The sequence below is a fragment of the Acinetobacter uliginosus genome (assembly GCF_044130295.1).
In the GTDB taxonomy this organism is placed as follows: Bacteria; Pseudomonadota; Gammaproteobacteria; order Pseudomonadales; family Moraxellaceae; genus Acinetobacter.
In genome coordinates, this window is sequence record NZ_JBIQOC010000105.1 from 1 (window position 1) to 11887 (window position 11887).

At 44.3% G+C, this 11887-nt stretch carries 9 protein-coding genes and 1 rRNA gene; 3 read left to right on the top strand and 7 right to left on the bottom strand.

Annotated elements, in window-relative coordinates:
• Positions 1 to 130: 130 nt before the first annotated feature.
• The 4 genes from ACE01T_RS15765 to ilvD (ACE01T_RS15780) form a co-directional block, all read right to left on the bottom strand.
• The gene (locus ACE01T_RS15765) at positions 131 to 418 is read right to left on the bottom strand and encodes a chorismate mutase (protein WP_395519647.1); all 288 of its coding nucleotides are present in this window, start codon (positions 416 to 418) and stop codon (positions 131 to 133) included.
• The gene (locus ACE01T_RS15770) at positions 399 to 1709 is read right to left on the bottom strand and encodes a hypothetical protein (RefSeq protein ID WP_395519648.1); all 1311 of its coding nucleotides are present in this window, start codon (positions 1707 to 1709) and stop codon (positions 399 to 401) included. Before ACE01T_RS15770 ends, ACE01T_RS15765 begins: the two co-directional genes overlap by 20 nt.
• Positions 1710 to 1778: 69 nt before the next feature.
• Positions 1779 to 3464 carry a dihydroxy-acid dehydratase gene (gene ilvD / locus ACE01T_RS15775; protein WP_395519649.1) on the bottom strand — a complete coding sequence of 562 codons (1686 nt, stop codon included), beginning with the start codon at positions 3462 to 3464 and terminating at the stop codon, positions 1779 to 1781.
• A 361-nt stretch (positions 3465 to 3825) separates the two neighbouring features.
• On the bottom strand, positions 3826 to 5655 hold the full coding sequence (ilvD, locus tag ACE01T_RS15780; RefSeq protein WP_395519650.1) for a dihydroxy-acid dehydratase: 1830 nt from the start codon (positions 5653 to 5655) through the stop codon (positions 3826 to 3828).
• A gap of 383 nt (positions 5656 to 6038) precedes the next feature.
• Between ilvD (ACE01T_RS15780) and fmt the strand changes: the two genes are divergently transcribed.
• Both fmt and rsmB read left to right on the top strand, forming a co-directional pair.
• Positions 6039 to 6998 (top strand): methionyl-tRNA formyltransferase, encoded by a 960-nt coding sequence (fmt, locus tag ACE01T_RS15785; RefSeq protein WP_395519651.1) that lies wholly within the window; start codon positions 6039 to 6041, stop codon positions 6996 to 6998.
• The gene (gene rsmB / locus ACE01T_RS15790) at positions 6998 to 8305 is read left to right on the top strand and encodes a 16S rRNA (cytosine(967)-C(5))-methyltransferase RsmB (protein WP_395519652.1); all 1308 of its coding nucleotides are present in this window, start codon (positions 6998 to 7000) and stop codon (positions 8303 to 8305) included. The genes fmt and rsmB overlap by 1 nt, the downstream gene beginning before the upstream one ends.
• A 207-nt stretch (positions 8306 to 8512) precedes the next feature.
• On the opposite strand, the gene ACE01T_RS15795 is transcribed toward rsmB, so the two are convergent.
• Both ACE01T_RS15795 and ACE01T_RS15800 read right to left on the bottom strand, forming a co-directional pair.
• Positions 8513 to 8656, bottom strand: a complete 144-nt coding sequence (locus tag ACE01T_RS15795) for a methionine/alanine import family NSS transporter small subunit (RefSeq protein ID WP_086197760.1) — start codon at positions 8654 to 8656, stop codon at positions 8513 to 8515.
• A 10-nt stretch (positions 8657 to 8666) separates the two neighbouring features.
• Positions 8667 to 10145, bottom strand: a complete 1479-nt coding sequence (locus ACE01T_RS15800; RefSeq protein WP_086197762.1) for a sodium-dependent transporter — start codon at positions 10143 to 10145, stop codon at positions 8667 to 8669.
• A 615-nt stretch (positions 10146 to 10760) separates the two neighbouring features.
• Between ACE01T_RS15800 and ACE01T_RS15805 the strand changes: the two genes are divergently transcribed.
• Positions 10761 to 11453, top strand: coding sequence for a TIGR04219 family outer membrane beta-barrel protein (locus ACE01T_RS15805; protein WP_395519653.1), 693 nt, complete (start codon positions 10761 to 10763; stop codon positions 11451 to 11453).
• 350 nt (positions 11454 to 11803) lie between these two features.
• On the opposite strand, the gene rrf is transcribed toward ACE01T_RS15805, so the two are convergent.
• Positions 11804 to 11887 (bottom strand): 5S ribosomal RNA (rrf, locus tag ACE01T_RS17745); the annotation flags it as partial.

An 11887-nucleotide genomic window follows, 5' to 3' on the forward strand; every position in this document is an offset into this window, starting at 1 on the left:
AAGATGAGATGTAACTCATTGAAATGTGTCATCATATTCGTCGTCAGAAAACAAGTATTATGCCATTATTTCAATGAGTTATCTTTTTTTGTCGTGTACAAAGATTGAGCTTATACCACGCGCAATCAAATTATGGTCGGATTTCTCTCAATTCGCGCTGAATAAAACGCTGGATCATTTCACGATATAAATGTTCCACCAGATCAGGATCGGTTCCCATATCTAGCGCTTGTGCACGTACTTTCTGAATGACCTGCTCGACCCGTTCCGGAGATTGTACGTCCTGTACAGTACGCTTAAAACGCGTAGCCTGATCGACATAAAACTGACGGGTGGCAATCATCTCAATGAGTGCGGTATCAATGGCATCAATTTGTGCACGGGCCTGTTCTAAAGACTCACATTTCTCTTTCTTCATCTTTGCTATCATCATTTTCACTTTTATATTGGTCTTCTAAAACATTACTAAAAATACTTTCGATCATCCAGACCCGGTACAAACTATTAAACACATAACTTTGACCATCAATGCGCAGTTCGAGCACAGGAAAATCGGGCTGAGACTTCATTTCACAGAGTATGTCATTTTCTTTTAATTTGGCAGCAATATCTTCAGTGCTCAGTTCATTGATCTCTAAATCATGCTTGATCTGGTCAAAATGCGGCCTGAATGACAGATCTTTGCCTTTGGTCCAGACCGCCTGCAAAATGCTGTACATGGCTTCCACACGCTGCTCTTCAGGCACGCTATAAAACAGTTTCGCCATCTCATAAGTTGCTTGCTGGGTAGGACGGCAAAACGGGGTAAATTTCACTTCGGTACGTTTGGACAAGCGTGTCGCCAGCCCCCAGTCAAACAGGTCCCGTCCGTGATAAGACAGCGGGTAAACATTGAGATGAATATTATAAAAATTGGCCAGCTCTTCTTTAATATAGGCCAACAAGAGCCAGGAAATCGGGTCTTCCAGAGCAATATATAAATCCAGTTCCGGATCCAGCGCCTGAATTTCATTCAGTTCTTCGGCATCACTGATCAGATGTTCACGCCATTCAATATGGTTGATCAGGAAAATCGGATTACCAGTGAGTAATTTTTGTTGTTTTAAACGGCGGGTTAAACGCAGCAGATCATCCACCGCATGATACTTGCGCTCCCCAAATTCAAAATAGCTGACCAAAACTTCGTTATCGTTAAAAATTCGTTCCGGAAAATTCTGCGCTGGATGATGGCGGCTGGCCATGGCATGTAAAGTACGCAATTTGCCATACTGTTTTTGCCACAGCATGTGAAAAACATCTTCAAGTAAATACAGGAAATCCTGGCCGCGTAAGGGAGTATTGCGAAGGATGGTTTCTGCTTGAGCGATGGCCTCAAGCGGCGGCTGTTCGGGGGTTTCATGGAAACTAAAACGATGCTGTTTGGATAGAATTTTGGCATCGTTCAGGCAGTAACTTTGCCACTCCATTTCTGACATGTTATTGGGAGGTTCTGCCGTTCGACTGGAAATGATCACTTTTAAGGGTTTGATCTCATCACTCAAGATTTCTTCAAGTTCAGGTAACTGCTGTGCAGCCAAATAGCTATAGACATCATCCAGACGCAAGTGGATGGTTAAACCCTGCTCCGTAGATAATTCCACCTGACGAGTCGGCTTTTGATAAAACCAACTCGATCGAAGTGGATCAAACCAACGGCGTAACAGTGACATGAGATCAGCCTCGAAAAAAAACCCTTGTGTGCTACAAGGGTTTATAACAATTTGTTAGGTAATGATCAATTATACATCTAAATTTAGATCGGTCACTGCCCCTTTTTCAGCACCTGTGGTCAATTTAGCAAACTTCGCCAAAGCACCATAGCGATAATTCGGCTCCGGCTTGACCCAAGCCGCTTTACGCTCTGCCAGTTCTGCATCGGAAATATGCAGCGTCATTTCCCGGGTTTCGGCATTAATGGAAATTTTATCGCCATTTTTCACCAGACCAATCGGCCCGCCTTCATAGGCTTCAGGCGTGACATGACCAATTACAAAGCCATGGCTGCCACCGGAGAAACGGCCATCGGTGAGTAGCGCCACAGATTTTCCTAAGCCCTTACCAATAATGGCCGAGGTCGGTTTCAGCATTTCCGGCATGCCGGGTCCGCCTTTAGGCCCTTCACCACGAATCACCACCACTTCGCCTTCCTGCACTTCACCATCTAAAATACCACGCATGGCACCAATTTCGCCTTCGAACACGCGTGCCGGACCTTCAAAATACAGTCCTTCTTTACCGGTAATTTTTGCGACCGCACCGGTTGGTGACAAGTTACCCTTTAATACCACTAGATGAGAGTCTTTTTTAATCGGGGCATCAAAGGGCAAAATAATTTGCTGACCTTCTGGATAATCGTCTACATCTGCCAGATTTTCAGCCAAGGTTTTACCGGTCACGGTCAGGCAGGAACCATCTAGCATGCCGGCATTCAGCATGCGTTTCATCAGCGGCTGAATCCCGCCAATCGCAATCAGTTCCGACATTAGATATTTGCCCGATGGACGCACATCGGCCACCACAGGAATGTCCTTACCAATCCGCACAAAATCGTCCAGAGTCAGTTCCACACCTGCAGTATGGGCCATCGCCAACAGATGCAGCACGCCATTGGTAGAACCACCCAGAGCGATCAGCACTTTAATCGCATTTTCAAATGCTGCCTTGGTCATGATGTCACGCGGTTTGATGTCCAGACGCAGCAGGTTCATTACCGCTTCGCCTGCCCGCAGACAGTCAATTTTTTTCTCTTCAGACACTGCTTCCTGCGCTGATGAACCCGGTAAGCTCATACCTAAAGCTTCAATGGCGGAAGCCATAGAGTTGGCGGTATACATACCACCACAAGAACCCGGACCCGGCAATGCGACTTCTTCAATCTGCTTGACCTGAATTTCGTTGATTTCGCCTTTGGCATGCTGACCCACGGCTTCAAACACGGAAATCATGTCGGTATGGCCGGCACCGGGTTTAATGGTTCCACCATAAATAAACAGCCCAGGACGGTTTAAACGCGCCAAGCCCATGATGCAACCCGGCATATTCTTGTCACAGCCACCAATTGCAATCACGCCATCATAAGCTTGACAACCCACCACCGCTTCAATCGAATCGGCAATAATTTCACGAGACAGCAATGAGTATTTCATGCCTTCGGTACCATTTGAGATCCCGTCAGAAATGGTAATGGTATTGAAGATAATGCCCTTGCCATTTGCGGCATTCACGCCTCTTTCCACTTCACGCGCCAAGCCATCGATATGCATATTACAAGGCGTGACATTGGCCCAGGTTGAGGCAATGCCAATAAAAGGTCGGCTAAAGTCGGCATCTTTAAAACCGGTCGCGCGCATCATGGAACGTGCCGGCGCATTTTCAATGCCTTCATAGACAGGAGCTGAATGCTCGCGGATATTATCTTTACTCATTGGTTTCTTCCTTGGCGATGACTGATTTTCAGCTTCAGTCTTTGGCAAATTATTCTAAGATCATTGTATAGAAGGCATACGATATGTAAAAGAAATTACCCTGCAGAAAAATATTTTTAATGAATTCTTAAAACTATTTAATAACATGACCGAGCGACATGGATGTCGCTGTTTCGCTGTGCTACAAGGACGTAGCATCAGAGAAACAAAAGATTTTTGTTACTTTTGATCTTTCAAAAGTAAGATTCTGCCTGCACAAAGATCATCAGAACTTTTAAATCTATTTAAGGCAGTGAAATTTTCCAAAGCCATAAAAAAGCACCCCATCTGGAGTGCTTTTTTATTCTCTAAAATTTAGAGCTTAGATTTCACGTACCGCACCTTTCGCAGCACTAGTAGTATGCATAGCATAAGCTTTCAGTGCTTTAGAAATTTTACGTGGACGCTCTTCCACTGGATGCCAGCCTTTCGCTTCTTGCGCTTCACGACGCGCAGCCATAGTTGCTTCATCCACAGCCAGGTGGATGGTACGGTTTGGAATATCGATTTCGATTAAATCGCCATCTTCAACCAGACCAATGGCACCACCTTCAGCCGCTTCAGGAGAAACGTGACCAATAGACAAACCTGATGAACCGCCAGAGAAACGACCATCGGTTAACAAGGCACATTCTTTACCCAAACCTTTCGATTTCAGGTAACTGGTTGGGTACAGCATTTCCTGCATACCCGGACCACCACGTGGACCTTCATAACGAATCACAACCACATCACCGGCTTTAATTTCATTGCCCAAGATCGCTTCTACCGCAGAATCCTGGCTTTCAAATACGCGAGCAGTACCGTTGAATTTCAAAATTGAATCATCAACACCGGCAGTTTTAACGATACAGCCATCCAGCGCGATGTTGCCGTAAAGCACAGCCAGACCACCATCTTTCGAGAAAGCATGTGCTGCATTACGGATCACGCCATTTTCACGGTCACCATCTAAACGCGAATAGTAACGGTCTTGTGAGAAAGCAGTTTGTGTTGGTACACCGCCCGGTGCCGATTTAAAGAATTGGTAAACTTCTTCATCTTCAGTACGGATGATGTCCCATTTGTCCAAAGCATCTTTCAGGGTTGCTTCGTGGACTGTACCTACAGACGTATCCAGCAAACCGGCACGATCCAGTTCACCCAGGATCGACATGATGCCACCGGCACGGTGCACATCTTCCATATGCACATCATTTTTCGCAGGCGCCACTTTACACAGTACTGGTACTTTACGGGACAAACGGTCGATATCATCCATGGTGAAATCAACACCAGCTTCGTTTGCAGCAGCCAACAAGTGCAGTACGGTATTGGTTGAACCCCCCATGGCGATGTCCAAAGTCATGGCATTTTCATACGATGCTTTGGTCACCATTGAACGTGGTAAAATGCTGTAATCATCTTGTTCATAGTGACGTTTAGCCAATTCAACAATTAACGAACCTGCGCGTTCAAATAATTTTTTACGGTTGGCGTGGGTTGCTAAAGTTGAACCATTACCCGGTAAAGACAGACCCAATGCTTCAGTTAAGCAGTTCATTGAGTTGGCAGTGAACATGCCTGAACATGAACCACAGGTTGGACAGGCAGAACGTTCGTATTCAGCCACTTCTTCATCCGTATAGTTGTCATCTGCCGCCACGATCATCGCGTCGATCAGGTCAATCGCTTTGTCGTTGCCGCGGATTTTCACTTTACCCGCTTCCATTGGACCACCAGACACAAATACCACTGGAATGTTCAGGCGCATCGCTGCCATCAGCATCCCCGGGGTGATTTTGTCACAGTTGGAAATACACACCATGGCATCGGCACAGTGCGCGCTGACCATGTATTCAACCGAGTCGGCAATCAGGTCACGTGAAGGCAGTGAATACAACATGCCGTCATGCCCCATGGCAATACCGTCATCCACCGCAATGGTGTTGAATTCTTTGGCTACACCACCTGATGCTTCAATTTGACGAGCCACGAGTTGACCCAGATCTTTTAAATGAACGTGACCTGGAACAAATTGCGTGAATGAGTTGACGACGGCAATAATTGGCTTGCCGAAATCATCATCTTTCATCCCAGTTGCGCGCCATAAGCCACGCGCACCCGCCATGTTTCTTCCGTGTGTCGATGTTTTTGAACGATAGTCAGGCATTGTGTTATTCCAACAAAGTTTGTGCTTGAGTTGAATGAGCTCATTCACTCTGGCGAAATCTTACAGATCGAGAGCATGAAATCAGTCGAATTTCCAACCTATCATACACCAAGCCATTGTTTTTCAAGATGGCATTTTCATCTTAGATATGGGTAGATGGGTCTATAATTTGAACTTCGTGATTTGACGACAAAAATCTTTAACTGAAATCTACTATACCGCCATCCCCGGCCAGACAATGCAAAACTTTCATGAATAATTTTTAAATTTTGCATAAGTTTTTTTTATAAAAATAGGCTTCCTCAGTCTGTATTCAGACGCAATTTAGGTGAATAAATGCTTTTGCCTTATAATAGACATCACGTTTATTTGGAAGCTTTTGTGTGAAAATCATCTTTGCGGGTACACCAGAATTTGCCGCCACTGCATTGGCTGCACTGCTTAAAACCGAACATGACATTGTTGCAGTCTATACTCAACCGGACCGCAAAGCTGGACGAGGACAAAAACTCACGGCTTCTGCTGTAAAGCAGCTGGCTTTAGCCAATAATATTCCGGTCTACCAGCCGCTTCATTTTAAATCTTCGACTGAAGAAGGCTTGGCCGCACAAGCAGAACTGGCCGCTTTAAATGCCGACGTGATGGTGGTGGCAGCTTATGGCTTGATTCTGCCGCAAGTGGTACTCGATACGCCTAAATATGGCTGTCTCAATATTCATGGTTCACTGTTGCCACGCTGGCGTGGTGCAGCACCGATTCAGCGTGCCATTGCCACAGGCGATACTGAAACTGGCGTGACCATCATGAAAATGGCGGCGGGTCTGGACACCGGCGACATGATGTTTAAAACCATCTGCCCGATTGAAGCCAGCGACACTTCTGCAACGTTGCATGACAAACTGGCCGAACAAGGTGCAAGTGCCATTACAGCTGTTTTAGCATCGGAAGAAAAACTGCAACACTACCTGGCGACCCGTGAAGTGCAAGACGAAGTATTGACTGTCTATGCTCACAAGCTTTCCAAAGCCGAAGCGGAAATTGACTGGTCAATCGATGCCGTACAGATTGACCGCAATATTCGCGCCTTCAACCCGTGGCCAGTGGCATTTATCGTACTCGACGAGAAAAACAACTTGCGGGTGTGGAATTCTAAGTTATCTCATGCTACTGCGGAAAATGCTCAACCGGGTGAAATCATTGCCATTGATAAAGATGGCGTTCATGTTGCCTGTGCAAATAACACGGTCATCACACTGACTGCTTTACAATGGCCGGGCGCTAAACCGCTTAACCCTGTACAAATTTTACAAACCCAAAAACTGACTATTGGACAAATTTTATAATGAAGCAATCTCCCAACGCCTCAGCCAAAAACCTTAATTTACGTGCTCAGGTGGTGAAGACGTTATTGGCTGTCCAAAATGGTCAATCGCTGCAATCAGTGCTGGCGCAGCAAATGAACATCGTGTCAGACAAAGACCGTGCTTTGTTCCATGAATTGGTACTGGGTTGTTTACGTCAATGGCATGCATTGAAACAACTGACTTTACCATTACTCTCTAAACCACTGGACAATCAAGTGGTTGAAACTTGTTTGTACCTTGGTTTATACCAATTGCTGTGCACCCGCGTGGCTGCCCATGCGGCCATTTCAGAAACCGTTGAAGCGACCAAACAATTGGGAATGGAAAGCTTAAGTGGCGTAGTGAATGCGATTTTACGTCGTGCCACCCGTGAAACTGAGCAGTTCTATGACGTGCTTGAACAAGCGACGAATTTACCAAGCTGGTTGTCTAAACGTCTGAAAAAAGACTGGGGCGAACAGTTTGCTCAACTTAGCTATGAGCTGAAACAGGTTGCACCACTGACTTTACGCGTTAACACACGCCAGGTCAGCCGTGACGAATATCTCGACATTCTTGAAGATGAAGGCATCGATGCACATCGCTGCGAAATTTCCGAAGTCGGTATTGTCATGGATGAAAGCCTGCATATTCCAAGCCTGCCAGGTTTTGAAGCTGGCGGTTTCTCGGTACAGGATGAACATGCCCAGCTGTGCGCTACTTTATTGCCGAACTTGAATGGCAAAATCGTGATTGATGCCTGCGCGGCACCAGGCGGTAAAACTGCGCACATTTTAGAGAAATATCAGCCGAAAAAACTGATTGCCCTTGATCAGGATGAAAAGCGCTTAAAACGTGTTTCTGAAAACCTGGAGCGTTTGGTTCTCGATGGCAAACATGTCGAAATTGTCGCCGCAGATGCCGTAACCTGGAAGGCACCTGAACCAGCTGATTGCATTGTTTTAGATGCACCGTGTTCAGCGATTGGGGTGATGCGCCGTCATCCAGACATCCGTTTACTGCGTCAATCAACTGATATTGCCAAAACAGTCCAACTGCAAAAACAGATTTTGGACAACATGTGGCAGCAACTAAAAGTCGGTGGCACCTTGCTTTACATCACCTGCTCGATTTTAAAAGCAGAAAATGAACAGCAAATGATCGAGTTCTTCGCCAACCATCCAGATGCTAAAGAAATCAAAATTGAAGCCGACTGGGGCATTGAACAAATCCATGGTCGCCAATTGCTGCCACAAGTCGGCCGGGGCGATGGCTTCTTCTATTGCCGTATCCAGAAAACAGCTTAAGCCATATACTTAAAAAAGGAGGGAGCAAAAACCCTCCTTTTTTATTGAGATATGCCATGCTGTCAGGAAGATCGGTGCAAATGCGACCCAGACTTGTGGTAGCACAAGGTTGTGCAACAGCATGCTCCATTCAAGAAACAAGAAAGCCATTATCATCAATGATAATGGCTTTCTTTTGTAACAGGATGAACTGAAGTATTTACAGATTTAAAGCGTATGCTGGTCTTTCACTTCTTCCAGCACCTCATCCAGTTCTTCCGGATGTTTCATCAAGTGCAGAATAGATAACACCAGTCCGCCCCATAAAAACAGCATCGAGATAATCATCATGACAATTGCTGAAGTATTCATGTTTATTCTCCTAGCGATCTTTCATTCTGGCTAAAACAAACGCCACCACAGCACAGAAAATCACACAGCCCCAGCCAAATAGCCACTGCATACTGATACTATAGTCACCATAGCCTTTTAATAACAAGTTATAAATGGTCATGGCCAATGTAATCAATAAAATCAACGAGGTAATGACCGTTAGGGTAAAATCCCAGCCTTTGCCTAAATGCACGGTTGAAATGGCATTAACGTGATTCCGGATCTCAAGCAAAGCTGAACGCTTAAACCAGGCAATGCTGATAATTGAAATTAATGCACCACCAATAATACCGATGTTATTGATGAAATGGTCAATGATATCCACCAGTTTAATCGAATTGACACTGGAGAATAAAACGATAGAAACCAAGGCACTACCGCCACCAACAATGGTAACCGCTTTCTTACGGCCCCATTTCAGCTTGTCCATCATGGCAGAAATTGGAACTTCCAAAATACTGACCATCGATGAAATACCGGCAACAAACAATGAGGTAAAAAACAGGATACCAAATAAATCTGCACCCGCACCCAAGCTGGAAATGATTTTAGGGAAGGCAATAAAGGCCAGCCCAATACCGCCACTCACCACGTCCTGTACATTGCTGTTCGAGCTATACGCCATGAAACCCAATGCGGAAAAAATACCAATACCTGCTAAAATTTCAGTTGAAGCATTGGCAAAGCCCACAATTAAACCTGAACCGGTTAAATTGGTTTTCGGCTTCAGGTAAGAAGCGTAGGTCACCATGATCCCGAAACCGACGGATAATGAGAAGAAGGTATGGCCATACGCCGCCAGCCAGACTTTATAGTCCATCATGGCTGCCCAGTTCGGAGTAAAGAAGGCATTCAAGCCTTCCACTGCACCCGGCAAACGCAGGGATTGAATCACTAACAGGGTAAATAAAACAAATAGTAATGGCATGAAAATTTTGTTGGAAAGCTCAACGCCTTTTTTCACCCCACCATATAAAATGATTAAGGTCAGTACCCAAATTCCGGCCAGGGGCCAGAAAATATGACTGACAAAACGGGGATCAAAACCGGTTGCCTCTGAAGTCTGCAAATAGGTTTTAAAGAAGAACCCTTCCGGGTCGCTGCCCCACATTTGACCAATCGAGAAATAAACATAACTGCCTGCCCAGGTTAAAACGCTGGCATAATACAAGCCAATAATGATACAGACACTGACTTGCCACCACCCGAGGGTTTCGCCTCCCCGGAATAATTTACGGTATGCTTTCGGAGGCGAGCCACTGCTACGATGTCCGACTGCATAGTCCAGAAATAACAGCGGTAAACCCGCAGTAATTAAAGCAATCAAATAAGGGATAAGAAACGCACCACCGCCATTTTCATAGGCAACGTATGGAAAGCGCCAAATATTACCTAAACCGACCGCCGATCCGATAGCGGCAATAATAAAGCCGGATCGTGAGGTCCAATTTTCACGAGAATCTGTCATACAACACCTAAACCTTCGATATCTTCAGTTGCTGCTTGTTATCGGGTTTATATCGCAAGCAAAAAAGTACCATTCAAAAATAATTCTTGTGTCTGATTTAGAGTTCACCTTTTGGGTGCAGTATTCTAAATTGCAAACAGATCAGTAAGGATCAAATTTTGCTTAAAAATGTTGATCAATACCCATCCTTTATATGAACTTAACAATACTCACTTTTATAAAAATTTTCTGTAATTTATTTACCAAACATTTCATTTTTATAATCTGTTGAGTTTGAATGCTCATTTAATCGGCTTATTTTTAATCTCTCTTTATTATTGAATAATAAACTTTTGGGAATACATAAATTACATATAAAAACCTGAAGTTATCTTAAGATGCTTCAATCTACTTATTTATGGTGTTGGAATAACGATTTAAAAATTAAATGCCGCATGGCTTTTTCAACTCGTTTACTAAAGATGAGAGATAAATTTCCTGTAATTTTGAGAAACAACAACAATGCAATTTTTTATCATTCACTATATGATGCGCTGAGTTTAAGTCTGTATCTGCTGCATTTAAGCCAAAAAAGGATTTTCCAAAAATAACAGTTCACCTCACTTCAGGATTTTTATGCAATCACTTAAAATTCTTTGCTTAGCCCTAGGACTGGGCGCATTCAGCTCCACCCAAGCCGATGTTATTGCGGTTAAAGGCAATATTGATTACTGGTACTACAGCACCGATGTAACCCAACCGGCATCTTCGCTTCCACAAGCACAACTTGAAGATGATCATGCGCTGTCATTCTCGGTTGCAGTAGAACATCCAGTGCCATTTTTACCCAATGCAAAAATTAAACATAGCCATTTACAGGCTGATAGCGATCAAAGTTTTGAAGGTGTAAAAAGCCATCAGGTCGACCTCACTTATACAGATTTCATTCTCTATTACGAAATACTGGACAATATTGTCGATGCCGATGTCGGCTTTGGAGCCAAGCGTTTAAGCGGAGATATTCTGCAAAACTATACTGACACTTTAGATGTGAGTAGTACGTTACCGATGCTGTATGCCCAGGCCGGGGTAAACCTGCCCTTTACCGGCTTAAGTGCTCGAGCTGAAGCCAGTTTTGCTGCACTGAATGATGAACAAATTAGCGATGCTCAAGCAGAACTCAAATATAACTTCATCGATAACCTCTTGGTTGACGTAGGTGCCAGAGTTGGGTATCGCATTTTAGACATTCAGCTGGAAGAAAGTTCAAATGCAGAAACCAAACTCAAATTTAAAGGCCCTTATCTGGGCATAGAAGCATATTTTTAAAGCACTACTGTATGCTTTCGCGTACATGGACTGCAGAAAATGAAGGCTAGGCATGCGGCAGCGTTCAAACTATATTTAACCCATACCGAAACAGGATGTTTCTAAAACAACAAGAATAAAAGTACAAAACAGCAGGATGCTGAGGTAGATCAGGAGTGATATGTTTAACCCATACGAAAAGGCCTCGACATCCTGTCGGGGCTTTTTTATGCTTGTATATATAACGTTTATAGAACTACAGATAATAAAGCATACGTATTTTATTCTTTTTTGAATCATTCTTCTTTTTAATAAGAATTCCCCGCATAAAAAAAGCCCCTGCAAATGCAGGGGCTTTTTAAGTAATAATGAGCTGGCGATGACTTACTCTCACATGGGTAATCCCACACTACCATCAGCGCTAAGAGGTTTCACTTCTGAGTTCGGGAAGGGAT

What these genes read in the sequence shown, in the direction of transcription:
- ACE01T_RS15765 (WP_395519647.1), bottom strand. Translation starts at nt 418, where the DNA reads ATGAAGAAAGAGAAATGTGAGTCTTTAGAACAGGCCCGTGCACAAATT.
- ACE01T_RS15770 (WP_395519648.1), bottom strand. Translation starts at nt 1,709, where the DNA reads ATGTCACTGTTACGCCGTTGGTTTGATCCACTTCGATCGAGTTGGTTT.
- ilvD (WP_395519649.1), bottom strand. Translation starts at nt 3,464, where the DNA reads ATGAGTAAAGATAATATCCGCGAGCATTCAGCTCCTGTCTATGAAGGC.
- ilvD (WP_395519650.1), bottom strand. Translation starts at nt 5,655, where the DNA reads ATGCCTGACTATCGTTCAAAAACATCGACACACGGAAGAAACATGGCG.
- rsmB (WP_395519652.1), top strand. Translation starts at nt 6,998, where the DNA reads ATGAAGCAATCTCCCAACGCCTCAGCCAAAAACCTTAATTTACGTGCT.
- ACE01T_RS15795 (WP_086197760.1), bottom strand. Translation starts at nt 8,656, where the DNA reads ATGAATACTTCAGCAATTGTCATGATGATTATCTCGATGCTGTTTTTA.
- ACE01T_RS15800 (WP_086197762.1), bottom strand. Translation starts at nt 10,145, where the DNA reads ATGACAGATTCTCGTGAAAATTGGACCTCACGATCCGGCTTTATTATT.
- ACE01T_RS15805 (WP_395519653.1), top strand. Translation starts at nt 10,761, where the DNA reads ATGCAATCACTTAAAATTCTTTGCTTAGCCCTAGGACTGGGCGCATTC.